Origin of the sequence: Arcicella rosea (assembly GCF_040543805.1) — a bacterium.
Taxonomy (GTDB): Bacteria; Bacteroidota; Bacteroidia; order Cytophagales; family Spirosomataceae; genus Arcicella; species Arcicella rosea.
This window is the reverse complement of sequence record NZ_JBEUMS010000021.1, coordinates 57,182-83,591: the sequence shown is the minus strand read 5'-3', so window position 1 is coordinate 83,591 and position 26,410 is coordinate 57,182. Positions and strand designations below refer to the sequence as shown.

Here is a 26,410-nt window from a genome sequence, read left to right as displayed (position 1 = left end):
TGATTAAAATATTGTCATCTAGTCTTTTAATCAAAAATGACATCATTTAGATATAAAATGCTTAATAGCAACATAAGTATCTATTTTTAATAATCACTAATTCACTCAATCACTAACTCACTAATTATTTTATCGCTACTGGTTTAGTGTAAAAGAAATCTGGACGAATGTTAATCATGGCATAAAACCATGTTCCAGTTTTGTTAAAGTTATTAGCTGCAACATCGGTAGTGGCTTGTCCTTTTGCAAATGGCATATTGGCGGTTGCCATCATAACAGAATAGCCCAATTCAAGGTTTGTGAATTTATTCATATTGTAATTCAATGTGAAATCAATTTCATTCCCTAAATCTGTTCCTACCAATGTTCCATCACCTTTTGTTGTTGCTTTGTTCAATGCAAATGAATGATAATCAACACCAACCGTTACGGTGTTTGTTGTATATTTTGCTTTGAAATATCCGTTATTCAAACCTCCAGCAGGCGAGTTTGTGCCTACATAGAAGTAATCCATATATCCCCAGTGTTTGTGTGGCGTTCCGTAAAGTGGGTCGAAGCGATTATTTTTTCCAGTCGAAGCTTTGTAATTGTTCGTCGCACTTGTACCATCGTTTCCAGAAAGCACATCGTATCCTAAAGTAAATGCCCATCTACTTTTTTGATAAGTAGCAGCCAATGTGTAGTGATACGCATCCATGTCATTTCCTTCACGGTCTTTACCCGTTTGTCCGTAATAAGCTCCTTGTAAAGCGATTTTTCCAAAACCTGAAGCATTACCAATCGTGTGATTAATCATCAAACCATACGTTGTACGACTACGTGACTGTCCGTAATCGAAAGCATCAGTAGCACCAGAAGCAACGAACCTTCTACCATAAACGTAACCTGTAGAAGCACTTCCAACTGAATCTAAACGATAAGCACTGAAATCATCTTGGAAAAATAGACCAGAGAATTTAGTTTGGTTAAATTTTCTACTGATATAAACACTTTTGAAAGACTTATAATCTTGAGAAGCGCCATTGGTTGATGGAGGGTTAATCCATGCCAAAGCACCACCTGTTTTTACTGAATTAGCTCCGATTCCTCCGCCTACAGTCAATGGAATAATGCCTGCAGGTGTTGGTACTAAAACGCCAGTTGAAGTTCTTGTTGTTGGGCTTAAATTAGCTGGTACATAACCTGTGCCAGTAATACCAAAAGCGTCAGCATTTTGGTTGAAAGCCAAACCAACATCAAATTGCCATCCATGATGTACTCCTTTTAGTAAAACCATGTCATGACGGCGACCTTGTTGTAACCAATCAAGGTTACCAATTAAACGAACGTCATCATAAATCAATTCTTGACGACCAATTTTGATACTCAATAAATCAACTAATTTGAATTTAATCGTAGTATCAGCTTTGTTAGCTAAAGTTACTTCTGCCCAACCTTCATGAAGCATCAATTTTGCTCCATCTGCATTTGAAATAGAAGAAGCATCTTGTCCCCAAACACGTACATCTTGAACAGCAGCACCAAAAGTTACTCTGTCCCATTTATAACCAAAGTTTAATCTTGTTCTTTGAGAAGTAAAAGCAGCTGATTTAGCATCGTTTGCCACTAAATTTCCCAAACCATTTCGTACTTCTGTACGAGTTCTCATTTGCCCTTGCAAAGTGAACTGAGCTTTTGCGATGAATTGGGTAGAAGTACCCAAAAATAAGACCAAAGCAAGTTTAAAAATGTAAGATTTTTTCATACTTTTGTGATTGATTGTGAAAAATTTTAACAGAGTTTACGCAATTTCGCCCGAACCGAGACCCCCATCTCGTTCGGGTTTTTCTTTATTTTTTAGTCGATAGCCCCCACTATCGATTCAAAATTCTAATCATTTTAGAATGGTTAATAGCACAATATTTCAAATAACGTTTCCTCAAAAATTTGAGATGGCTTTGCAAGCACTTCTGCTTGCAAAGTTTGGTCTAAAGAGGTGTTAAGCTACTTCTAACGTTTGTTCTGTTACTGGTAATGCTTTTCTGTCGAATTTAATGAGTGCTGTTAATCCCCCAATCACAGCTACACTTATTCCAATATACATGAATGCCTCAGCATAAGTAATCGTTTCTGATTTGAATAAAAATCCAGCAAGTACTCCACCTAAATTTCCGCCTGCACCTACAATTCCTGCTACTGAACCTACATTTTTTGAGTCTATAAAAGGTACGATAGCATAAGTAGCACCGTTTGCCATTTTCAAGAACATTGCAAAACCTAACATCGCCATTACTGCAAAACCAATTGAACCTGTTTGTGCAAATAACATGATACCTAAGCCTTCCATCGCTAATAAACCAGCTAATAACCAGCCTTTTCCTTTCATGCCATAGGTTTTACCTACTTTATCTGCAACAATTCCTCCGATTGCTCTAGCGAAAAGATTCATGAATCCGAATGCTCCAGCTAAAAGTCCTGCTGTTTTCAAATCGCAAGAGAAGTTTTCTGTAAAATATAGTGCGGCTACGTTATCAAATGTAATTTCAATTCCGAAACAAGCGCCATAAGCTAAAAACAATATCCAAGTACGATAATCAGATGCTGCTGAAAAGAAAGAACCTTTTTGTACGGCTTCTCTTTTAATATTAGCATAATTTCCAGCAGGAGTATCTTGTGTAAATCTGTAATAAACAAATGACATGACTAATAAAATAGCACCTGGAATTACCATTGCATATCTCCAAGCATCATGATTTACATAACCAGCACCCACGAAAGCTGCAAAAACCAAAGGCATTACCATGTTTGTGATTCCTCCGCCAAGATTCCCCCAACCTCCAGCTACTGCGTTGGCTGTACCTTTAATATTTGGAGCAAACATTGCAGAAGTATGATATTGCGTGATAACGAACGATGCGCCAATTACACTAATTGCTAGTCTGAAAAGTAAAAATGATTCGTAACTATTTGCTAAACCGATTGTCATTACTGGAATTGAACCAATTGCCAACAACCAAGTATAAGTAAGTCTTGGACCTAAAGTATCGCATAAACGACCGATGATTAAACGGGCAAAAATCGTTGCAGAAACTGATGCGATGATGATGTTACCAATTTGTCCTTTTGTTAAGCCTAAATCGTCTTTTACGATTTTCATCAATGGCGCAATACCAAACCAACCAAAGAAACAGAAAAAGAATGTAATCCAAGTAATGTGAAAAGTTTGCATTTGAATTCCTTTGAATGAAAATACATTCAATGAATCAAGCGGCTTGTTTGTACTAATATTTTTCATAACCTTTTTGTAAAACAGAGAAATCATCTTCTGTGAATTTCTCCGATTTGTTAAAATCTATCGCCCCCACGATAGACTTTTTTCAACGGATGCTGAAGGGAAGAAAAAAACTGATTGTGTAAATTTTAATTATTAATAATAAAATTCGTTTACTTAATTATAGCTTGTTGCTCAAAGCCAATTCATCACTAAATTTTTCAATAAATGAAGGATGCAAACTCACCACTTCACCGATAACAATCACAGCAGGATTTGAAATTTGCTGTTCTTTAACAATTGGAATAATAGTAGATACCGTACCGATTGCGAAATTCACATTATTACGAGTACCGTTTTGTATAATTGCGATGGGTGTTTCACTTTTTCCATTCATTGCGAACAATTCACAGATTTGAGTCAACTTACTCATTCCCATCAAAATAACCACCGTTGCTGTAGATTGCGCTGCCAATGTTATATCTTTTGATAACTCCCCAGCTTTTGTTGTTCCTGTAATTACCCAAAAGCTTTCTGAAAAACCTCTCGTTGTTACTGGAATACCGATAGATGCTGGTGCGGCAATCGCCGAAGTAACTCCTGACACTACTTCGCATTCTATATTAAAATTTCTTGCGTATTCTATCTCTTCAAAACCTCTTCCAAATACAAATGGATCGCCACCTTTCAATCTCACAACGTGCCCATACTCTAAAGCCAAACTAACAATCTTTTGATTAATCTCGTCTTGTGTATAAACATATTTCCCTAAGCGTTTTCCGACATAAATACGAAGTGCCTTTGGATGAGCAAACTCTAATAACTCTTCATTTGCAAGCGCATCATACAATACTACATCCGCCGACTTAATTGCACGAATCCCTTTTACAGTGATGAGATCTATGTCTCCCGGGCCGGCACCAATTAAAGTTAATCTTGGAATATTCATATTTTAGTATTTTATACTTGAACAATGATGATTATAAATACTCAGTTGTGATTTCGATACAAACATGGCACATAATTGTTAATAATCAAAATAAAAGATTCAAAAATTATTAATTTTCTCAAAAAATTTGCAAAATCACAAAAAATAGGTTTAAATTTGAACATTAAATAAGCATTTTTACGCATTTTTAAGAAAAAGTGGTTTATATTTAAAGTACAATTATTAAAATTTATATTTTTTCTAAAAATAGTTATAAATACTCATTTTCATACAAATACAAATACTGATTTAAGGTTTTCAAATAAATACTTAGTCATTAGAAAACATCAAGTCATTTTGTATAAGTATTAATCATTAAAAGTGTCAATCATAATCTTGTATCATTTATGAAAAAGAAAATTGTCGTAGTGGGGAACGGCATGGTCGGTTATAAGTTTTGTGAAAAACTTATTTCAAAAGATGTGTCTAAAAGTTTTGATCTGGTCGTTTTTGGCGAAGAGTCTCGCCCCGCTTACGACCGTGTACACTTGTCAGAATACTTTGCTGGTAAAACCGCAGACGATTTGACAATGGCACCAAGCAGCTGGTACAAAGAGAATGGTATTACACTTTATCTTTCAGACCCAGTTGTTGATATTGATAAAGATGCTAAAACGGTACGCTCTCATCATGGAATCGTTCTTAATTACGATTACTTGGTATTAGCAACAGGTTCTGCGGCATTTGTGCCACCGATTCCTGGTGTTGAAAAAGATGGCGTATTTGTATATAGAACTATTGAGGATTTAGATTTGATGCAGTCACATGCTAAAACTGCTAAAAAAGGTGCAGTAATTGGTGGTGGCTTATTAGGATTAGAAGCAGCAAAAGCTTTATTAGATTTAGGATTAGAAGAAACACATGTAATTGAATTTGCACCAAGACTAATGCCAAGACAAATTGATGAAGCTGGTTCAAAAACACTTCAGACAAAGTTAGAAGCGTTAGGGTTACAGATTCATCTGAATAAAAATACTCAGGAAATTGTTGGAGATGGCATCATCGAAGGAATGAGTTTCGCTGATGGCTCTAAGCTTGATGTAGATATGTTAGTAATTTCTGCTGGTATTAAACCACGTGACGAAGTTGCCAAGATTGCTGGATTAGAAGTAGGTTCTCGTGGGGGTATTATCGTAAATGATAAACTTCAAACATCAGATCCCAATATTTTTGCAATCGGCGAATGCGCATTAGCACATCACATGATTTATGGTTTAGTTGCGCCGGGTTACGAAATGGCCGACGTTGTAGCAACTTCAATCATTGGTGGCGAAAAAGAGTTTAAACCTTTTGATATGTCAACCAAATTAAAATTAATTGGTATCGACGTAGCAAGTTTTGGTGATGCTTTCATTCAAGAACCAAATGCACAAACTATCGTATTTGAAAATACTGCAAAAGGTATTTACAAAAGAATCAATATTTCAAACGATGGCAAGTACTTATTAGGTGGTATTTTGGTTGGTGATGCAGAACAATATAATATGTTATTGCAAAACACTAAAAACAAAGTGCTTTTACCTGCCGACCCAGAAGATTTGATGTTGGGTTCAAGAGGTGGAGGTGAACATGCAAGTTCTGGCGTATTGTCTTTACCAGACGAAGCTTTGATTTGTTCTTGTGAAGCAGTAACCAAAGGTGGAATTTGTCACGAAATCATCGAAAATAAAGTAACAACACTTGATGGCATCAAAAAATGCACAAAAGCTGGTACTGGTTGTGGTGGTTGTGTGCCAATGGTGAAAGATTTGATTAACGAAACGATGAAATCGCAAGGTGTTTTTGTAAGAAACGTCCTTTGCGAACACTTCGACTATACTCGTCAGGAATTATTTGATTTAGTAAAAATCAAAGGCTACAAAACTTATGACGAAGCTTTAGATAATTTAGGAAAAGGAGATGGTTGCGAAATTTGTAAGCCTGCGGTGGCTTCAATCATTGCAAGTTTATGGAACGAAATGATTTTGGAAAAAGGTAACGCAACCGTTCAAGATTCTAACGACCGCTACTTAGCCAATATCCAAAAAAATGGTACTTATTCGGTAGTACCAAGAATTCCGGGTGGAGAAATTACTCCTGAGAAATTAATCGTTATCGGACAGGTTGCTCAGAAATATAATTTATATACTAAAATCACGGGCGGACAAAGAATTGACTTATTCGGTGCACACGTAAGCGACTTACCAGACATCTGGGAAGAATTAGTGAATGCAGGTTTCGAGTCTGGTCACGCTTACGGAAAATCTTTAAGAACCGTAAAATCTTGCGTAGGTTCTACTTGGTGTCGTTTTGGTGTACAAGATTCTGTATCGTTTTCTATTGAAGTTGAAGAGCGTTATCGTGGTTTACGTTCTCCGCACAAGTTAAAATCAGCGGTTTCAGGCTGTACTCGTGAATGTGCCGAAGCACAATCAAAAGATTTCGGTATCATCGCTACAGAAAAAGGTTGGAATTTATATGTGTGTGGAAATGGTGGTGTAAAACCTCGTCACGCAGAATTATTAGCTACTGATATTGACTCAGCCACTTGTTTGAAGTACATCGACCGTTTCTTGATGTTCTATATCAAAACGGCAGAGCCACTTACTCGTACTGCCCCTTGGTTAGATAAAATGGAAGGCGGCATCAACTATTTGAAATCAGTAATTATTGATGATGCTTTAGGAATGAACGAACAATTTGAAAAAGAAATGCAGTTTTTGGTAGAAGCTTACAAATGCGAATGGAAAGAAGTAGTAACCAATCCAGAACTTCGTAAGCGTTTCACACACTTTGTGAATGCTCCAAAAATGAAAGACCCTTATGCCAAATTTGAACCAATGCGTGATCAAATCAAGGCAGCAGAATGGAAGTAAAATAGTTTAATTGAATGAGCTTTTGGGCAATTAATCTTCAAAAGTTCATTCTCAATTCACTCAATCATAATTACAACAATGATAGCAGAACAAACAATCACTTGGCATGTAGCATGCAGTGTTGAAGATATTCCAGAAAACGGAGGCGCTTGCGCTTTGATTGAAGGCGAACAAATTGCCATTTATAATTTTACTCGCCGTGGCGAATGGTATGCTACGCAAAACCAATGCCCACACCGTCAACAAATGGCGTTATCGAGAGGAATGATTGGCTCGACTGGTGCGGACAATGAACCAAAAGTAGCTTGTCCTTTCCACAAAAAAACCTTCTCATTACAAACTGGAGAATGTTTAAGCGGCGATGAATACACTATTAAGACTTACCCAGTCAAAGTAGAAGATGGGCAAGTATTTGTGGGTGTCTAGCAAGAAAGATTTTACAAATTGATATTCACAAAAACTTGCGAATTATCAGTTTGTAAAATCCCATTACATGATTTTTCAAAGAAAAATTTTCAACAATCTCACAATCAGCAAATTACTTGAAAACTATAAATGATTTTTTCCGAAAGTTTGGTATATTTCAAGTTATGAAGCCACTTGATAGTCAAATTTTCCACAGACTTACTCGCCTCTATGTGATAGCCCTCACGATGGTGGCGTTGCTTTCTATGTCTGGACAAATTATTATTCAAGTATTTCTGAATTCGTTGATTGATGATTCACATGTTGTCAATATTGCAGGGCGCCAAAGGATGTTGAGCCAAAGGCTTTCTAAAACAGCCATTTTGTTGTGTCGTCCAGATATTTTTCAAGCCGATGCCGAGCATTATTCGGAAGATATTAAAGAAATTATCACTTTGTGGGGACAAAGCCATGAAGGACTAAAAAACAAAGATTTAAAAACCGACGGTAAAACTTATACCGTAAGAAATAGCCCTAAAATTGATAGCATGTTTCGAGAAGTAGATCCTATTTTTCAAACCATTTTATCAAATGCTAAATTAATCAGCGAGCGCATCAATAAACCTGTGAGTAATCAGGACGAAACCATGCGTGCTGCATTACATCAAGTATTAGTAAACGAAAGACTTTTTCTGAAAATGATGAACAAAATCGTTTTTCAGTACGATGTTGAATCAAGAGCAAGAGTTGATACGACGAAACGAATTGAATTGATTTTATTCATCATTTTGTTCAGTATTCTTATTTTAGAAGGTTTTGTCATTTTCCGTCCGATTGCCAATTATATTCGACTTGTCATCAAAAAATTGACAGATTCGGAAAGTGAATTGCGCCAAACCAATGAAACACTTCTCAAAACTCAGCAAGCTTTGGTACAAGCTACAGAAGAGAAGTTTAAACTACAATTAGCTGAAGAAAAAGTACGTTCTGCCTCCTTGATGGAAGGGCAAGAAATGGAACGTAAAAGATTAGCCAGAGAATTACACGATGGAATCGGACAAATGTTGACGGGTTTACGATTGCATGGAGAAAAAGTAAAAAGCTTTTCATTCATCAATCCTAAACAAGATAAATCATTTGATGAATTACAAAAACTGATACAAGAAACCATCGAAGCTACCAGAACTGTGGCATTTAATTTAGCGCCTTCTGTACTGAGTGATTTTGGCGTAACGCCAGCCATCAGAATCTTGACAGAACAAGTAGGCAAAATGTCGGGTATCAGTATTGAGTTTCAAGAAAAGAAAATTCAACGATTACCAGAAGGAGTAGAAGTATGTCTTTATAGAATCACACAAGAAGCGATTCATAATGCAGTAAAATATTCAAAGTCGGAAAAAATAAAAGTAGAAATAGCAGAGAATGAGGGTTCTATTCGATTAACTATTTCTGATAATGGAATTGGTTTCGACTTGCCAGCCATCCGAAAATCTTTGGGCGGTAGCGGTCTGAAAAATATGCAAACAAGAGCCGAATTATTAAATGGTACTTGTAAAATTCAATCAAAAACAGGAAAGGGGACTAGTATCTTAGTTAACATTCCGATTGCCACAAACAACAAACTAATTACTAAGCGGAGAAAAAATACTGAAAGAGTATCCTAGTACTTAAGTTGAATATCTTAAAAAAAATTAATAAATTCAACATTAAAAGCATTAGCAATTTCTGGTACATAAGTATTTTATAATTACTCTCTGTATATAATCAACAAAAATTATGAACCCAATTACAGTATTATTAGCAGATGATCACGACGTTGTCAGAAAAGGGATGAAGATGCTCTTGGAAGACGAAGAAAGCGTGAAAGTAATCGGAGAAGCTTCTGATGGCTTAGATGCCATCGAGAAAGTAAAAGCTTTGTCACCCAATGTTGTTATTTTGGATTTGACCATGCCTAAAATGACAGGCATTGAGGCTGCCAAAATTATTTCAGAAGAATATCCTGAAGTACGCATTCTTATTTTTTCAATGCACAACAACCGTGAATATATCATCAATTCTGTTGAAAATGGTGCTAGTGGTTACTTGTTAAAAGATACTGGTAAAGAAGAACTCATGCGTGCGATTAATGTAGTTTCGGAAGGAAGAAAGTATTTTCCACCTGAAATTTCAGAAGTTATTATCGACGAACTTCTTTCAAAAACAACCGGAAATCAACCTGATACAAGCAGACCGATTTTCCAAAAAATCACCCCGAAAGAAAAACAAATCTTAGAACATATCGTACAAGGCTACAATAGTCGAGAAATTGCGGATAAACTATTCCTAAGTATTCGTACTGTTGATAATCACCGTGCGAACATGATGAAGAAAACTAAAGCAAAAAATACAGCAGATTTAGTAAAAATGGCGATTGGATAATTATCGTTTCAAATAAGATAACCGTTTCTTTTCATCCATTTTTTCTATCGCATAACGAAGCATCGTTCTTGGCATTTTTGTGAGGTTTTCTTCTAAAAATTCCTCCAAAGCCAATTCATCTCTTTTTCCAATCTCACGTAACATCCATCCACAGGCCTTGTGCATCAAGTCGTGTGGATGAGTGAGGAAAAGTACAGAAAGCTTAAAACAATCTAAAAACTGACCTTTTCTGATAAAAGCCATTGTAGAAACTACGGCTATTCTCTCAGACCACAAATGTTTACTTCCTGCTAATTCATAAAGCACCTGTCGGTCTTTATTGAGTAAATATTCTCCTAAAATTTTATAACATGAACAATCAACCAAATCCCAATTATTGATTTGGTGAAGATTATTCAGATAAAATTCAACGATTGTTGTTCTTTTCTCTTCGTCCGCCTTTTGAAATTGTTCTACCAAAATCATCAAGCCTGTAAATCTAAATTCATGAATTTTATCGTCTAATAAAATCTGAATATCAGCAAGAGTTATTACTTTCCAAAACTCTTTCACCAAAGCCCTTACTTCTGGATTTGTAATACCAATAAAAATATCGCCTTCGCCATATTGACCTTCGCCTGTTTTGAAAAAACGAGCCGTTTGTATAGCTCTTTCTGGTTTAGCGAGGTTTAGGAGTGCTTGTTTGAGGTTTGCTAACATGACTTGAATCTACAATGACTATTTTACTAACACTATTGAAAGGGACGATTTCCGTCGTTTTTGTTTCGGGATGATACAAGAAAATAAAGTTGCTTGTTGTACCAACTAAAGTAGGAAAAGGTGGCTTAACACTTTTGTTATCCGAATTATAATATACCTGTACTACTTGTCCTTTTCCTGTTTTTATTTCTTTGCTTTTATATCGTGCATAAAAATATGCAGACTCTGGAATATACACCAAAAGAACCATCATATAGCCCCAGAAGTAATAATTCCCAGTTTGTTTAAACCATTTATTCCACCTTTTTTTCTCTTGTTTGAGGAAATAATTGGGAAATTTAGTCATTAACCATTTATTCAAATAGTAAATCAAAATGGTTAAAATGACCGTCAATACACTAAATAATAAGTAAAAAGGGTCTTTGAAGGCAATCAGAATAAAGTCACTGATTTGAGAGTAATCCAGAATATTAATATCAAACACAAGGAAATATGCTCCACTAAAAATCATTCCGATAGCCGTAAGAATTAAATAACTAACAGTAAAGAACAAGGTTTTATCATGTTCAAAAATCTTGAACATCTTTTTTACTTTCTCCTCAAATTCAGTATGTGCTATAAAGCTTTGCGACTGTGGTGTAAGCATTGCATTGAATTTTACTCCAAAATCTTTCTTATTATCTTCTTCCTCGTCTTGGGTCTTCACGTTTTGTTTTGCCAAATGTTTTTTTACGAGCGTCTTTTCCTGCTGTAATGTGCTGTTTTTTATTCTTTACTTCTTTTTCTTTAGCTTTTACTTTTCGGTCTTTTTTCTCGTGGAAAGCACCTTTAAAATCTGGGTCTTCACGTTTTTTCTGTTCATCAATTTCACGTAACATAATTTGTTTTTCAACAAATGGTGTTTGTAATACTTCTAATTCTACAGGAAGTGCCTCACGTGGAATTGGCATTTTGATAATTTTTTCAATTTTGCCAATGTGATATTCCTCCGCTTCGGTCATAAAAGTAATGGCTTCGCCTTTGTTGTTAGCACGACCAGTACGACCAATTCTGTGAACATAATCTTCGTAAATCAAAGGCACATCAAAATTAATTACGTGACTTACCATTTGAATATCTATTCCACGAGCAGCCACATCTGTCGCTACTAATACTTGAATATTTCCTTCTTTGAAATCTTCCATCGAATTGATTCTGGTATTTTGCCCCTTGTTCGCATGAATTACCCGAATCTTGTTTTCTCCAACAACTTTTCTTCCTAAGTATTTAAAAATATTGTCGGCGATTTCTTTACTTCTACAGAAAATAATGGTTCTGTTAAACGTTTCGTGGTCACGCATTAACATTCCCAAAAGATTAATTTTGGTCATGAAATTGGGTACTTCAAACAAACGTTGTTTTACCATATCCGCCGTTGTGGCTTGCGGACTTACTTCTACTTTATGCGGAAACTCAAGGAATTCGTGCGAAAGGTTTTCTACTCTTGGAGGGAAAGTTGCCGAAAACAATAAGTTTTGTCTTTTCTTCGAAGGGATTACTTCTAAAATATTACGGATTTGAGGCATAAAACCCATATCCATCATTTTATCTGCTTCGTCGAGTACTAAAGTTTTTAATTCTTTTACACCAATTTCACCTTTAGAATATAAATCTAAAAATCTTCCCGGTGTGGCAATCACAATATCAACACCCGCTTGCAAGGCTTCTATTTGTGTTTTAGGACCTAAACCACCAAATAAAGCGATATGACGAAGGTCTGTGTATTTTGATAATTGTTTTACGGTTTCATCAATTTGCATGACCAATTCACGAGTAGGAGCAAGGATAAGTACACGCATCATTTTGCCTTGTGCGTACTTTACTTTCATCAAAATTGGTAATAAATAAGCGGCGGTTTTTCCTGTACCAGTTTGGGCAATTCCCAGTACATCATGCCCGCCCATTACTAATGGAATGGCTTGCTCTTGAATCGGCGTAGGTGCTTGATAGCCAGCTTCTTCGATGGCATTATATAATTGGCGATTGAGTTGAAAATCTTCGAAAGTCATAATTTATAAATGTTATTTGTCATCGGATTGCGGTACATCGCTTTTCCTGAAAACATTTACAAAGGTACGAAAATAAAGTTTATCACTTGTGAGATGTGAAATTGTAACCCAAAGATTTACTTTGAGTTACAATTTAGAGAAGGATTTTTTAATCTAATAAACCTTTATAAGAAGAGTCTTTTGAAGGATTTATTTCTTTTTTACCTGTATCTGAAGGACTATCTAAAGTAATCAAACTGAATTCTCCTTTGTTGTAAGCATCCAACATTGATTGACCTTTATCTGTCAATATGCCATTTTGAATATCTACCGAATTAATAAAATCCATTGAGTAATCCATCGCACGTTTCATTTCGCCCAATTTCTTACTCATATCATCTTGAATGTACTCCATCGATTCATCAAAGTAGAATTTCTTATCTGGATTACCTTTGAAAATACTGATTGCCGTTTTCAAGGCATTCGAGCTACTTTTTACAATCTCGTATTCAGCTTCTTTCAATTTTACTTTGATTTCAGTTTCCTTGATGATATAATCTGCCGAAGACTGTACTTTTTCCATGAAACCTAAAATAGTTTTCATGTTACGTTGTAATGGCAAAAGTTTCTCATTCATTTCTTGCAAACCTACGGCTTCGATACTTGCCAACGCAGCGGCTTCTTTCATGCCAGGTTTATCGGTCATGCTGTTGGCTTTGTTGGCTTCGCCGAATTTAGCTTTGATGTTTTCGTTATTTTCGCCAATTTTCTTGTTCAATTTCACCAATTGACCAGCCAGAATATCTATTTGTTTCGACATTTGTTCACGCTTTTCACGTAAATCAGAAATGTAGATTTTCATAATAGCAATTGGGTCAAGCTGAACGACGATTCCTGTAATATTTCGCATCAACATTTTAAACAAAAAGAAAACCGCAGTACGAACGTCTTTACTGGTAATTAGGAAAATAAACAAGCCCAATATTGCTAAAAGCCCACCAAGATAAAGTGTATTTGAAGTTACTTTTATCAAGAATTCAAGAATGATATTAAAGTAATACAAGCCGAAAGCGCCAATTGCAGCCAAGAAGAATAATGAAGTAATGCCTTCGGGCTTACTCCAAAATGATTTTGTCGGTTGATTTCCTCCGATTTGTGATAAATCTGTCATTGTTTTGGTTGTTTAAATTTTAAATATTTGATTTAGAATAGTGTTATTTCAAATAGGCGACAATCTTTGCAATATCGCCTTTTATTTGTTCAACGAAAGAACGATGAGTTGTTTCATAATTACTTTTATTAATCGTAATTTTTCCACTTTGTTCCTCAATATCTCCAGTCAACTTTTTTACTTTCGATTGATTTTCTTCCATTTTTCGTTGTAATTCAACGATTTGTTTGGCGATATTTTCGTTTTCGTCTTCTGTCTTTTTCAGTTCACTTTTCAAACCGCCAACTTTTTGGCTGATTGCCGCTTCTACATCTTTCAAAAAAGCTTGTCGGTCGGCATCCAATATTCCAATGTATTGATTTGCAGTATTTGTCAGTACTTGTACATCAGTAATACCGCCCATTGCTTTAAAACTTGCCCAAGCGGCTTGAAATTGTTTTTCTTCCGAAAGCCCCAAACCCGACAAACCTTTCAAAGCTTGCATGTATTCAAAATAATCTGGTCCTTTTAAATTGGAATTTTCAAGTAATTGCACAAAATGGTCAATAAATTTTTTATCCATTACGCCATTTTCAACGGATTTTGGTATTACAACAGCATCCTCTTTTACTATTTGAGGAGCTGGAACGGTGTTACTTGTATTTGTTGGATGAGCAGTTTCTTCAGTAATAAAGAAACTCAATAATTTTCTTCCGATACTTTTTTCTTCTGCTGCCATTTGAATAATTTATTTTGAATTAAAATGTTTCTGAAATTTCTTGTTTGAGGCTATTACAATATTAATACGCTTTTATTGGGAATGTCTATGCAGAAGTAAGAGTGGTTGCGGAGCTTGATAATCATATAAAAATTTATGATAATTTTTTTTCTTACGTGCAACATTATAATTGTTGCCTGCATCTTATGTCTGAGATTCAGAAAAACAGTTCTTTTCTGAGTTAAAACACTCATCAATTTTAAAGCATCCGCTTAAATCAAAAATCTGTTGAATATCAGGAGCATTTACCATTCACAAAGATAAACGACCGATTATGGTATTTTGTATTGCAAGGTACTGGCTTTTACCCATAACTTTGACACATCAAAAACAAGGAAACAACAAAATGCTCTAAAAATTGAAAACGTACTAAACCGAACAACAACTGTAACAAAAACGAACACCTCTAAATCTTAATAACCTTTTTAACTAATTGAAAAACAAACACTTATTAATTATGGCATAAAAATCTTATGAGTATCAGTAAAAATCAAAGTGTGTAATTTCTAAACTTTTATTTCTTATAAAAATTAATTTAAAATCTAAACAACTTAAAAAAATGAAAACTTTCATTAAATCTTTCGCAATTGCAGTATTATCAGTGATGTCATTTGTAGCAAGCGCTACTAACACAAACGAGCCAGCAAACAGTAAAAAATCATTTGCTGTAGGAATGTACCAAACTATCAATACCATGAAAATGAACGTATTGATTGAGAAAACGACGAGCAAGAACTTATATATTTCATTGAAAAATGAAAAAGGGGATGTGTTACACAAAGAAAGAGTAGGTAAAAACAGCCAGAAATATCATGGTAAATTTGATTTGAGCGAGTTGGAAGATGGTGCTTATAGCTTTGAAATCACTGATGGCGAAAGCAAAATTGTGAAAAACGTAAACATTGGTACTAAAAATCCTGAACCTGTTAATCAAGACCGTTTTATTTCATTAAACTAATTTCGTTTAACCTCAAATCTGTTTAAATCTCTTTAATATCTAAATCTTAAATTTAAATTTATCTTTCAAGCCGTGATGCGAACAAATATCGTATCACGGCTTTTTTGGTATTTAAGAGCGAAAAAACATTAACATATCATTAACACGTTGCCCTAAAATAGCAATTCGAATAATTGCGTTTTATCAATATATCATCAAAATGGTAAAAAGAGTATTTCTAAAACTAAGCTGGTGTAATCACATAAAACCGTAAAGAACATGACTATCAAATTATTTAGCTTGCTAATTTTCACAGTTGGATTGGCAAATACTGCAATGGCTCAAGATCGTAACTATTCTAACAGAGATAGAGATTTCCAAAACCGTGACAGGGATTATAATCAACAACAAAATTATCCTGACCGAGACCGTGATAACAGAGATAATAGAGACGATGATAGATACGATAATCGTAACAACAATAATTACGATGTTTATGCAAGATGTGATAACAATCGTTATGGAAATTATGATTTTGACAGACGTAATCCATTCGATACTCGTAGCCCTAATTATGACCCTCGCAATCCGTTTGACCCACGCCCTGTCTATGACCCATACCGCCATAGTCGTTGGAACGAAATTGATTTCCGCAGTAATGTTGACCCTTTTGATTTTTGTGACAGCAGAAGAGTTTGGGCAAGTAGATATTATCCTTTAGACCCACGCAATCCTTATGATATCCGTAACCGCTATCAAGAAAGAGTGGTTTATAGAGGAGTAAGAAGACCTTCTCGTCCAGTAATTGTGGTAACTGTTCCGATTTTTGGACGTGGACATGGACATCACCGTGGAAGAGATTGGTAATCAAGATAAATAATATTCCAGATAAAACCCCAAGGATAAGGTAATCAACTACTTATCCTTGGGGTTTTTAATTTTTATAATATTTTAAAATATAATCTTAATTAAACAGTATAAATCGAAAAAGTTCGACTCTTTGTGTTTACATAATATTCAACATTACATCAATTCTATTTTTTTCATGAAAATCTATCAAGCAATTAGTGAAAAAGAGGCTCAGACCTTTACCACAGCGCAATTAAGAGAGAACTTCTTAATTGAAAGTATTTTTAAATCGAATGAGATACATTTTGTATATACTCATTACGACAGAGTAGTACTAGGCGGAGCAATGCCAACTACGGATGAACTTACTTTGCAGACTTATGATAATTTGAAATCGGATTATTTCTTAGAAAGACGAGAAATTGGTATCATCAACGTGGGCGGAAATGGTTCGATTGAAGCAGATGGTGTAAGCTATGAATTATCAAAACTAGATGCTCTTTATATCGGTAAAGGCGTGAAATCGGTCATTTTCAAAAGTAATGATGCTGATAGTCCTGCGCAGTTTTTCTTGTTATCAGCTCCTGCCCATCAAAAATTTCCTACTCAAAAAATGGGAAAAGAAGAGGCTTCTCCCGTTTCCCTAGGTACAGTAGAAACTGCCAACGAAAGAACCATCTATAAGTATATTCATTTAGGGGGAATTCAGAGTTGTCAAGTAGTAATGGGACTAACCGTTTTGAAAAATGGTAGCGTTTGGAATACAATGCCTGCACACGTTCATGATAGAAGAATGGAAGCTTACTTGTATTTTGATTTGAACCCTGAACACAGAGTATTCCATTTAATGGGTCAACCACAGGAAACTCGTCATTTAGTTGTTTCAAATCATCAAGCTATTTTATCGCCACCTTGGTCTATTCACTCTGGTGCTGGTACTTCTAATTACTCTTTTATTTGGGCAATGGCTGGCGAAAATTTAGATTTTACTGATATGGATTTTGTTCAAATTTCTGAATTACGATAATATTTTATCTCAACTAATACTCTCAACTATGAAAAAAACTCTTTTGTTATTACTCTCTTGCTGTGTATTTGGTGCTTCGGCTCAATCAAAAATTGATGTCAAAAAAGAATTTGCTTTTGCAGCCAAACAATATGAAGGCATGCTAAAAGCACATCCAGATTACAGCAAAACGCCACAATCAACCAATAAAGATGGTAGTCCAAGAGATATGCCTACTGAATGGTGGTGTAGTGGTTTCTTTGGCGGTTCACTTTGGTATATTTTTGAAGAAACGAAAAGTCCTTTTTGGAAAGATGCTGCTCACAATTGGTCGATGGCTGTAAAAAAGGAACAGTTCAATACTGGCACGCACGATTTGGGTTTTATGTTGTATTGTCCATTTGGAAATGGCTATCGTCTTACTAAAAATGCTGAATACAAAGACATCATGTTAGTAGGAGCGAAGTCTTTAGCAACTCGTTTCGACCCTAATGTTGGTTTAATTAAATCATGGAATAAATTAAAACAGTATAACTATCCTGTTATTATTGACAACATGATGAACCTTGAATTTTTGTTTTGGGCAGCTAAAACTTCCGGAGATAAAGAGATGTACAATTTATGCCTTTCACATGCAGACAGTACTTTAAAAAATCATTTCCGACCAGATGGCAGTAGTTTCCATGTAATTTGTTACGATGAAAAAGGACAGCCTTTGGCAAAAATAACACACCAAGGTTATTCAGATGCTTCGGCATGGGCAAGAGGACAAGCTTGGGCAATGTATGGTTATACCGTAATGTATCGTGAAACCAAACAAAAGAAGTACTTAGATATGGCTGAAAAAATTGCCAATTTCTATTTGAACAATCCGAACTTGCCTGCTGATAAAATTCCATATTGGGATTTCAACGCACCAAATATTCCAAATGAAGAACGTGATGCTTCGGCTGGTGCTGTTACGGCTTCTGCTTTGTTAGAATTATCGACTTATACAGGTAAAAAAGGCAAAGAGTACTTCAAAGCTGCTGAAACGATGTTGACGAGTCTTTCAAGCCCTGAGTATAAAGCTAATTTAGGAGAAAACAATCATTTTATTTTGAAGCATAGTGTAGGAGCGAAGCCTCTAAAATCAGAAATTGATGTGCCTTTGGTTTATGCTGATTATTATTATTTAGAAGCGCTTTTAAGATACCAATCACTTTCAAAAAAGAAAAAGTAAATATCAGTCATTAAACATAAGCCTTTCCAAAAAGCAATGATTCCAAGAACGATATAGATTATTTTCTTACAGAGTAATCTATATCGTTTATTATTTCACTTAACTGTTCTATACTTGTCTATGTTTATCCTTACAGGGTGTGATAATAAAATTCCAACAAAAACTTATCTTTATCAATTATTATCAATACATAAGCGTATTCTCTACGCTGATTCAAGCTCAATTTTATTTAATTCATCCAGTCCTAATTTATTTTACTTATGAAACTTAAATTTCAGGCATTTATACTGTTTTTGTGCTTCTGTACAAGTGCTTTATTTGCCCAAAATACCAATTCTCTAAAAGGGAAAAAGGTACTTATTTTCTCCAAAACAGCAGGTTTCCGCCATTCCTCTATTCCTTTCTGTACGAAAGCGATTCAAAAAATGGGTGTTGATAATGGCTTTTCTGTAGATACCACTCAAAATGCTGACAATTTCAACGAAGCCAATCTAAAAAAATACAGCGTTGTTGTATTTAACAGTACAACTGGCAATGTATTAACAGAACCTCAACAAATTGCATTTGAGCGATATATTCAAGCGGGTGGTGCTTTTTTGGGTATTCATGCGGCTTCGGATACTGAATACGACTGGCCTTGGTATGGTAAATTGGTGGGCGGATATTTTAATGGTCATCCCGGTAAAAATGTATCAAATGTGCAAAATGGTAAATTCATCATCAAAGATCGCACTCACATTTCTACCAATTTTATGCCTGAAAGTTTAGAGCGTAAAGACGAATTTTACAGCTTCAAGAATTTCAATACAGACGTTCATGTTTTATATACTGTTGATGAAAATTCTTTCAAAGAAGGAAAAATGGGCGATTTTCACCCAATGGCTTGGTACCATGAATTTGATGGTGGAAGAGCATTTTATACCAACTGGGGACATACGGATGAGACTTTCTCGGAGGAAATTCCTTTGAAACACGTTTTAGGAGCTTTACAATGGTCTGCTGACGGACCAGCTTTAGATTATTCTAAAGTAAAAAGTGCTTTGCCTCCAGATGAAAACCGTTTTGTGAAAACTGTTTTAGATGAAAAATTAGACGAACCAACAGAATTAGTTGTTTTAGATAATGGTAAAGTAATTTTTGGTGAAAGAAAAGGTTTGTTAAAAGTTTATGACCCAAAGAAAAATGCTACCAAAGTAGTGGCAGATTTAAGCGTTTATTCAAAATTTGAATATGGTTTAATGGGTGTAAATATTGACCCAGATTTCAATAAAAATAAATGGATTTACTTATTCTACGCTCCATCAGTTGGAATGGTTGGCGCTGATACAGCCAATCGTTTATCTCGTTTTGTGTATGATGATGTAAAAGATTCTCTATTACTTAGCACCGAAAAAGTAGTTTTGCGTGTTCCTGTAAAACGTACTGAATGTTGCCACACGGGCGGTTCGATTGCTTGGGACAGCAAAGGAAATTTATTCCTTTCTACAGGTGATGATACTAATCCTTTTGCTTCACAAGGTTATGCGCCGATTGATAATAAAGTTGGTCGTTCAGGTTGGGATGCTCGTTATACTTCCTCTAATACAAATGATTTAAGAGGTAAAATTTTAAGAATTAAACCTACTGCTGATGGCTCTTACAGCATTCCAGAAGGCAATTTATTTCCAGTTGGTACCGATAAAACTCGTCCTGAAATATATGTAATGGGCAATAGAAATCCATACAGAATATCTGTTGACCAAAGAACTGGATTTTTGTATTGGGGTGAAGTAGGACCAGATGCTGGTGAGAACTCAACAAAATATGGTCCTCGTGGACATGATGAAGTAAACCAAGCTCGTAAAGCTGGTTACTTTGGCTGGCCACTTTTTGTAGCCGATAACCGTGCTTATAATCAAAGAGATTTCAATAAAGACAGTACTTGGACAAAGTTTGACGCAGCGCATCCAATCAACGATTCTCCACACAATACTGGTTTACGTGAATTACCAGCAGCCCAAAAAGCATTTATTTATTATCCTTATGCTGATTCTCCTGAATTTGGTGCAATTGTTGGCAAAGGTGGACGTAATGCGATGGGTGGACCAGTATATTACTTCGACGATTTTGATGCAAATTCTAAAGTGAAGTTTCCGAAATATTTAGATGGAAAATTCTTTGCTTATGACTGGATGCGTGATTGGATAAACTTAGTAAGTATGAAACCAAACGGAGATTTTATTTCGATGGAACGTTTTATGCCAAACACCAAATTCAGCCATCCAATGGATATGCAATTTGCGAAAGATGGTTCTTTGTATTTATTGGAATATGGACAAAACTGGTTTGCTCAAAACGATGATGCTCGTCTTTCACACATTACTTTCAATGCCGGAAATCGTAGTCCAGTAGTAATTGCTAATACTGATAAAAAAGCGGGTGCATTGCCATTAAAAGTAAGTTTTTCTTCAGCAGGAACAATGGATTATGAAAATGATGCACTGAAATACGAATGGACTTTCGCTAAAGGTGCTAAAAGTAACTTAGCAAACCCTAGCTTCACTTTCACAAAAGCAGGCGTTTATAAGCCAACTTTGAAAGTAACAGACTCAGCAGGAAATGTAACAAGTACGACTCTTGAAGTAAAAGTTGGAAACGATATTCCGAAAGTAGTATTGGCCGTTAAAGGCAATAAAACTTTCTACTGGAACGATGAAAAAATTGCTTATGAAGTAAATGTTTCTGACAAAGAAGATGGCTCTTTAGCAAATAAAAAAATCAAAGAAGACGAAGTACAAGTAAACATAGATTACTTAGAAGGATTTGATAAAACAGTTATTGCGCAAGGACATCAAGCTAATTTAAGTGTTTCAACGGGCAAACGTTTAATCGAATTATCTGATTGCAAATCTTGCCATTCAATCGACAAGAAATCTATCGGACCAAGCTATAAAGAAGTTGCTAAAAAGTATAAAGGCAATAGCAGAGCTTTAGGTGAATTGGTTGAAAAAATCATCAAAGGTGGTGGTGGCGTTTGGGGAGAACAAGTAATGGCCGCTCACCCACAATTGACGAAAGATGACACGAAAGAAATGGTAAAATACATTCTTTCATTGGCTGATGACAAAAAAGCAAGCAAGCCCGTAAAAGGTGAATACCTCACAAAAGACAATGGTAAAGCGGGTACTTATATCTTCTCGGCAAGTTATACTGACAAAGGTGGCAATAACTTAGGTTCTTTAACAGGTGCGACTAGTCTAACCTTGAGAAGTGCAAAGTTCAAAGCGAATTCTTTTGATACGCAAAAAGAAACAATGAAATATACGATTGATGGACTCGGTGAAGCAGTTATTGCCACAACAGACAATTCATATATTTCTTTTAATAATATCGATTTTACAGGAATTAAAGCATTCAGTTTAGCAGCTTTTGCAAGCGACGAACGTACTGTCGGTGGTATTATTGAAATTCGTTTAGACAGCCCAACTGGACAATTAATAGGTAGCGGAGAAGTAAGTAAATCTTCACCATCTGCTATTAATATTTCCTTAAAAACTCCATTATTGGGTTCGCATAATCTTTACTTAGTCTTCAAAAATCCAGAAGCGAAAGGAAAACCATTATTTGCTTTAACTGATATTACAGCAAATAAGTAATTACGGATTAAGTAAATCCCTGTACAAACAAAAAAGAGGCTACCAATTGGCAGCCTCTTTTTGTCTATAAACAAACCTCAAATCGTCTCTGAAAAATTTATGTTAAACTCCTTTCCATTTAACAGCACAGCCAACCGTTTTGGTGAAATTTCCAACGACTGGTCTTCCTGCTAAAAGATTATTAACGGCATCCTCAACATAACGTTTTGTAACTGCATTAGCATCTTGCGTATTATCATCAATTCCACCAATGTATTGTAAAATAAATTTATCGCCTTCTTTTTTTACTACATAAACAGAAGGTGTTCTTGATACACCAAAAGCCTTTGAAGTAAGCTGACTTTCGTCTTGCAAATAAGGAAAAGTATATCCTTTGGCTTTAGCAACTACTTGCATATTCTCGAAAGAATCTTCCTCATAAGCACTTGGGTCATTCGGATTAATGGCTATTACTGGATAACCCTGTGACGCAAATTTTTTATCTAAAGCCATAATTCTACTTTCATAAGCTTTAGAAAAAGGGCAGTGATTACAAGTAAAAACAATAATATAACCTTTCACTGAACGATTATCTGCCATTGAAACATAACTGCCAGAAGTATTTTTTAGTTTAAAATCAGTAACAACATCGCCAATTGCATATCCTTTATCTGCTTTCTGTCTGTTTTCTTCTCCACTTTGTGTAAATCCCAACAAACTCGTTAAGATGATTCCTAGTAAAAAAATCGTCTTTATATTCTTTATGTGTGTTTTCATTTCCTGATATATTTTAAGTATCTAATCATTTAGAAGTTAACGCTTTCTCCGTTTTAATATTTAAATATAATTTTTGTTAATTATTATAGTATTCAGTTTTGTATGGTAACAGGACACATTTTTTTTAGTTCATCACTAAATGTTGAAATATTTACTTTCCCTTCATAAAATTTTCTTTTCCTCAAATTTGAGTTGAGAACCAACGTTGCAGGAATCGTTCCAGACCATTCTTTATCGACCAAATCTATCCAAGAATTATAGTCTGGTTCATCCAATAACACTACTTTAGATTTAATTTTATTTCGTTCTAATACATTTTTCAGGCTTGTTTCGGCATCTTTCACAAAATCCATACTTACTAAGATAAACTTTATTTTTTGCGGATTATATACTGTATTAAGTTGCTCAAAAAAAGGTAATTCTTCCATACAAGGTTTGCACCAAGTTGCCCAAAAATGCAAAACAACAGTTGTATCTGATACTTGATTCAGTACTTTTTGGAGATGCTCAAACTTTACAATCTCCACTTTTCTGTTTTGGCTATAAGCCTTAAAACATGAGCTATAAATTAAACAGACAAAAACTATTCCAATTCGTATTACTAAATTTCTACTTCGCATTTTATTATCTTATACAAATGAGATTGATGCTAATTAACTAACGTATAATTTTATAAATTATGTACCTCTAGCGCATTATTGTTGAAAACGAATACTTCCACATTTTAGCTTTATCCATAACTATCTTACTATTAGATTATTACGAAATAGATTATCCTTGCTCATTTGTTAAATAATTTATAATAAATATAGAAAAATCCTTTCTCTTTTCAAAACAAAATACGTATCTTTGCGACCCAATAAAATTATAACTAATAATAAAATGTACGCAATCGTAGAAATCGCTGGTCAGCAATTTAAAGTTGAGAAAGACCTTTTCCTCTACACCCACCGTTTGGCGGGCGAGGAAGGCGCTGCACTGGTTTTCGATAAGGTTCTTCTTGTCGATAATGACGGAGACATCAAAATTGGTCTTCCAACTGTAGCAGGTGCTACTGTAACAGGTAAAATTTTAGCTCACGTTCGTGGAGAAAAAGTAATTGTTTTCAAAAAGAAACGTCGTAAAGGATACCAAAAACAGAACGGTCACCGTCAGAATTTAACTAAAGTTTTAATTGAAGGAATTTCATTTTAGTATTTAATGATTAATTTTATTCGTTAAGAGTTTCTTCAAAACGAAAATTAAAACGTTAAATCGATAAACTAACAAAACAATGGCACACAAAAAAGGTGCGGGTAGTTCGAAAAACGGTCGTGAGTCGCATAGTAAGCGTCTTGGAATCAAAATTTTTGGAGGTCAGCCTGCAATTTCAGGGAACATTATTGTTCGTCAAAGAGGTACAGCCCACAATCCTGGTCAAAATGTAGGTCTTGGTAAAGATCATACTTTATTTGCTTTAATTGATGGTACTGTTCACTTTAAAAAAGGATTTAAAGGACGTTCTTTTGTAGAAGTTCTTCCTGCTTAATAGTGGCAAATAACTAAGGTTATTCCATTATAATTCTTTAGAAGAGATTAACGATTGAATTTATTCAAAGTTAATCTCTTCTTCTTTTTACAGGTTTTATAGAAAGGTAAAATTTAATATTACTTTCTTAGTAAAGTCTTTTACATTTGCGGCGAAACAATCTATCAATCCATTGACCTGTAAACATTTAGCTGTTTATAAGCAATGGTTTTTTTGTTTGTCATAGCGAGACTTTTAAAAAATTCACCAATATGAATCCAAACCTTTAAATTATTTGGAATTTAGCATTAAACGCCATTCTTTATAAGAATGGCGTTTTTTTGTACTATTCTTTGAACCCATTCAATCAGCAAATTTGTTAACAATCATATAATCAATCGTTTAATATTTATTTTAAACATTGATTATACTTTTGTATAGTAATATTTCAACATTTCAAACAAACAATAACATGAGGCAAAGCTTAGCCATTTTCCAACGTAACGATTGGAGAGATTTTCAGACAAGACGAAACGTCAATCGAAAAAATGTAAATAACAAAAAAACTCCAGAAGTTGCACATCCTGAACACGATAGAGTATTGTTCGACTGGATAAACTAAAAAAGCCGTCCCAAAGAGAATTGGAACGGCTTTTTTGTGTATTTCAATTGCTTATTCTACAGGGAAAGGGTATTCTTCCACATAAACATCTGTAAAAATCTCTGCTGGATCTGGCCAAGGAGATTCTTCAGCAAATTTAACTGAAGCTTCTACTCTTACTTTAATCGCTGCATCAATTGCTGCTAAATCTTCTTCTGTAGCAATTTCATTCTCTAAAATCGCTTGTTTTACTTGTTCGATTGGGTCACGCATTTTGTATTGCTCAACCTCTTCTTTTGTACGATATTTTTGAGGGTCAGACATTGAGTGACCTCTATAACGATACGTTTTGAATTCTAAGAAAGTTGGCCCTTCACCAGCTCTAGCACGGTCAGCCGCACGAGAAACCGCTTCGTGAACAGCTTCAACGCTCATTGCATCAACTGCTTCTGAAGGCATATCATAAGCTTCACCAATTGTATAAAGGTCAGTTACGTTTGAAGTACGAGAAACCGAAGTACCCATTGCATAACCGTTGTTTTCTACCACAAAAATTGCGGGAAGTTTCCAAGTCATTGCCATGTTAAAAGCTTCGTGTAAAGCTCCTTGACGAACAGCACCGTCACCAAAATAACAAATAGCAAGGTTACCAGTTTTGTTATATTTCTCAGCAAAAGCTAAACCTGCTCCTAATGGAATTTGAGCACCCACAATTCCGTGTCCACCTACAAAACCTACAGATTTATCAAAAATGTGCATCGAACCACCTTTACCTTTAGAGATACCAGTAGCTTTTCCGAACAACTCTGCCATAACCGTATTAGGGTCTGAACCTAAAGCTAAAGGAATACCGTGGTCACGATATGCAGTGATGTACTTGTCGCCGTCTTTCAATGCAGATCTTGCTCCTGACGAACAAGCTTCTTGTCCGATGTAAAGGTGACAAAAACCTTTAATTTTTTGTTGTCCATACAACTGACCAGCACGCTCTTCAAATTTGCGTTGAAGTACCATCGACTCGTACCAGTACATATAGGTCTCCTTCGAGTATTTTACTTTGTTTTCAGCTTTCTTTGCCATTTTCTACAATTATGAATGAGTGATTTGTGAATAAGTGAATTGTAAGCTTCACTTTAACACTGCTTATTCGGAGATAAATCCGATGCTAAACTGCCTGTGATTTGCAATCCCATCAAACAGTCTTTAATTTGCACTACGAAATTAGTACAAAACAAAGAACACACAAAGTATTTTGTATTATTCATTGATACTTAAATACAGGTTTTGCTCATTTTTACGCTCAAATTTTCAATTCAATACGTTT

The 26,410-nt window shown here is 35.1% G+C and carries 23 protein-coding genes; 12 read left to right on the top strand and 11 right to left on the bottom strand.

Going from position 1 to position 26,410, the window contains the following annotated elements; genetic code table 11:
* Positions 1-124: 124 nt before the first annotated feature.
* From ABID42_RS22160 to cobA, 3 genes are all read right to left on the bottom strand, one after another.
* Positions 125-1,744, bottom strand: coding sequence for an alginate export family protein (locus tag ABID42_RS22160; protein ID WP_367285521.1), 1,620 nt, complete (start codon positions 1,742-1,744; stop codon positions 125-127).
* 234 nt (positions 1,745-1,978) lie between these two features.
* A complete protein-coding gene (locus ABID42_RS22155; RefSeq protein ID WP_323258437.1) occupies positions 1,979-3,208 on the bottom strand; it encodes an MFS transporter in 1,230 nt (409 codons plus the stop codon).
* Positions 3,209-3,431: 223 nt separating this feature from the next.
* Positions 3,432-4,199 carry a uroporphyrinogen-III C-methyltransferase gene (gene cobA, locus ABID42_RS22150; protein ID WP_367285520.1) on the bottom strand — a complete coding sequence of 256 codons (768 nt, stop codon included), beginning with the start codon at positions 4,197-4,199 and terminating at the stop codon, positions 3,432-3,434.
* Positions 4,200-4,585: 386 nt separating this feature from the next.
* Between cobA and nirB the strand changes: the two genes are divergently transcribed.
* From nirB to ABID42_RS22130, 4 genes are all read left to right on the top strand, one after another.
* Positions 4,586-7,093, top strand: coding sequence for a nitrite reductase large subunit NirB (gene nirB, locus ABID42_RS22145; RefSeq protein ID WP_367285519.1), 2,508 nt, complete (start codon positions 4,586-4,588; stop codon positions 7,091-7,093).
* A gap of 78 nt (positions 7,094-7,171) precedes the next feature.
* Positions 7,172-7,519, top strand: coding sequence for a nitrite reductase small subunit NirD (gene nirD / locus ABID42_RS22140; RefSeq protein ID WP_323258440.1), 348 nt, complete (start codon positions 7,172-7,174; stop codon positions 7,517-7,519).
* A gap of 164 nt (positions 7,520-7,683) precedes the next feature.
* Positions 7,684-9,162: an ATP-binding protein gene (locus ABID42_RS22135; protein WP_323258441.1), complete on the top strand. Its 1,479-nt coding sequence runs from the start codon at positions 7,684-7,686 to the stop codon at positions 9,160-9,162.
* 112 nt (positions 9,163-9,274) lie between these two features.
* Positions 9,275-9,919 carry a response regulator transcription factor gene (locus ABID42_RS22130; RefSeq protein ID WP_323258442.1) on the top strand — a complete coding sequence of 215 codons (645 nt, stop codon included), beginning with the start codon at positions 9,275-9,277 and terminating at the stop codon, positions 9,917-9,919.
* On the opposite strand, the gene ABID42_RS22125 is transcribed toward ABID42_RS22130, so the two are convergent.
* The 5 genes from ABID42_RS22125 to ABID42_RS22105 all read right to left on the bottom strand — a co-directional run bounded on the left by ABID42_RS22125 (position 9,920) and on the right by ABID42_RS22105 (position 14,534).
* Positions 9,920-10,618: a DNA alkylation repair protein gene (locus ABID42_RS22125; RefSeq protein ID WP_367285518.1), complete on the bottom strand. Its 699-nt coding sequence runs from the start codon at positions 10,616-10,618 to the stop codon at positions 9,920-9,922. It abuts the gene before it with no gap.
* Positions 10,578-11,324 (bottom strand): hypothetical protein, encoded by a 747-nt coding sequence (locus tag ABID42_RS22120; RefSeq protein ID WP_367285517.1) that lies wholly within the window; start codon positions 11,322-11,324, stop codon positions 10,578-10,580. The genes ABID42_RS22125 and ABID42_RS22120 overlap by 41 nt, the downstream gene beginning before the upstream one ends.
* Positions 11,296-12,666: a DEAD/DEAH box helicase gene (locus tag ABID42_RS22115; RefSeq protein WP_367285516.1), complete on the bottom strand. Its 1,371-nt coding sequence runs from the start codon at positions 12,664-12,666 to the stop codon at positions 11,296-11,298. The genes ABID42_RS22120 and ABID42_RS22115 overlap by 29 nt, the downstream gene beginning before the upstream one ends.
* Positions 12,667-12,814: 148 nt before the next feature.
* Entirely contained in the window at positions 12,815-13,816 is a 1,002-nt protein-coding gene (locus ABID42_RS22110) for a hypothetical protein (RefSeq protein WP_367285515.1), read from the bottom strand.
* Positions 13,817-13,859: 43 nt separating this feature from the next.
* Complete coding sequence (locus tag ABID42_RS22105) at positions 13,860-14,534, bottom strand: hypothetical protein (protein ID WP_367285514.1); 675 nt, start codon at positions 14,532-14,534, stop codon at positions 13,860-13,862.
* 598 nt (positions 14,535-15,132) lie between these two features.
* Here ABID42_RS22105 and ABID42_RS22100 point away from each other — a divergent pair.
* The 5 genes from ABID42_RS22100 to ABID42_RS22080 all read left to right on the top strand — a co-directional run bounded on the left by ABID42_RS22100 (position 15,133) and on the right by ABID42_RS22080 (position 22,222).
* Positions 15,133-15,531: a T9SS type A sorting domain-containing protein gene (locus tag ABID42_RS22100; RefSeq protein ID WP_323258448.1), complete on the top strand. Its 399-nt coding sequence runs from the start codon at positions 15,133-15,135 to the stop codon at positions 15,529-15,531.
* 258 nt (positions 15,532-15,789) lie between these two features.
* Positions 15,790-16,377, top strand: a complete 588-nt coding sequence (locus ABID42_RS22095; protein ID WP_367285513.1) for a hypothetical protein — start codon at positions 15,790-15,792, stop codon at positions 16,375-16,377.
* 178 nt (positions 16,378-16,555) lie between these two features.
* Positions 16,556-17,386: a 5-dehydro-4-deoxy-D-glucuronate isomerase gene (kduI, locus tag ABID42_RS22090; RefSeq protein WP_367285512.1), complete on the top strand. Its 831-nt coding sequence runs from the start codon at positions 16,556-16,558 to the stop codon at positions 17,384-17,386.
* Between the two features lie 28 nt (positions 17,387-17,414).
* A complete protein-coding gene (locus ABID42_RS22085) occupies positions 17,415-18,587 on the top strand; it encodes a glycoside hydrolase family 88 protein (RefSeq protein WP_367285511.1) in 1,173 nt (390 codons plus the stop codon).
* A 260-nt stretch (positions 18,588-18,847) separates the two neighbouring features.
* On the top strand, positions 18,848-22,222 hold the full coding sequence (locus ABID42_RS22080) for a ThuA domain-containing protein (protein ID WP_367285510.1): 3,375 nt from the start codon (positions 18,848-18,850) through the stop codon (positions 22,220-22,222).
* A gap of 102 nt (positions 22,223-22,324) precedes the next feature.
* Here the strand turns inward: ABID42_RS22080 and ABID42_RS22075 are convergent, their stop codons facing one another.
* Entirely contained in the window at positions 22,325-22,978 is a 654-nt protein-coding gene (locus tag ABID42_RS22075) for a thioredoxin family protein (RefSeq protein WP_367285509.1), read from the bottom strand.
* Positions 22,979-23,070: 92 nt separating this feature from the next.
* The gene (locus tag ABID42_RS22070; RefSeq protein ID WP_367285508.1) at positions 23,071-23,505 is read right to left on the bottom strand and encodes a TlpA disulfide reductase family protein; all 435 of its coding nucleotides are present in this window, start codon (positions 23,503-23,505) and stop codon (positions 23,071-23,073) included.
* Positions 23,506-23,860: 355 nt separating this feature from the next.
* Between ABID42_RS22070 and rplU the strand changes: the two genes are divergently transcribed.
* The 3 genes from rplU to ABID42_RS22055 all read left to right on the top strand — a co-directional run bounded on the left by rplU (position 23,861) and on the right by ABID42_RS22055 (position 25,107).
* Complete coding sequence (gene rplU / locus ABID42_RS22065) at positions 23,861-24,172, top strand: 50S ribosomal protein L21 (protein WP_184136166.1); 312 nt, start codon at positions 23,861-23,863, stop codon at positions 24,170-24,172.
* A gap of 79 nt (positions 24,173-24,251) precedes the next feature.
* A complete protein-coding gene (rpmA, locus tag ABID42_RS22060) occupies positions 24,252-24,506 on the top strand; it encodes a 50S ribosomal protein L27 (protein ID WP_184136168.1) in 255 nt (84 codons plus the stop codon).
* A 451-nt stretch (positions 24,507-24,957) separates the two neighbouring features.
* On the top strand, positions 24,958-25,107 hold the full coding sequence (locus ABID42_RS22055; protein WP_367285507.1) for a hypothetical protein: 150 nt from the start codon (positions 24,958-24,960) through the stop codon (positions 25,105-25,107).
* 51 nt (positions 25,108-25,158) lie between these two features.
* Here ABID42_RS22055 and pdhA read toward each other — a convergent pair whose 3' ends face one another.
* The gene (gene pdhA, locus ABID42_RS22050; protein ID WP_367285506.1) at positions 25,159-26,166 is read right to left on the bottom strand and encodes a pyruvate dehydrogenase (acetyl-transferring) E1 component subunit alpha; all 1,008 of its coding nucleotides are present in this window, start codon (positions 26,164-26,166) and stop codon (positions 25,159-25,161) included.
* Positions 26,167-26,410 lie beyond the last annotated feature (244 nt).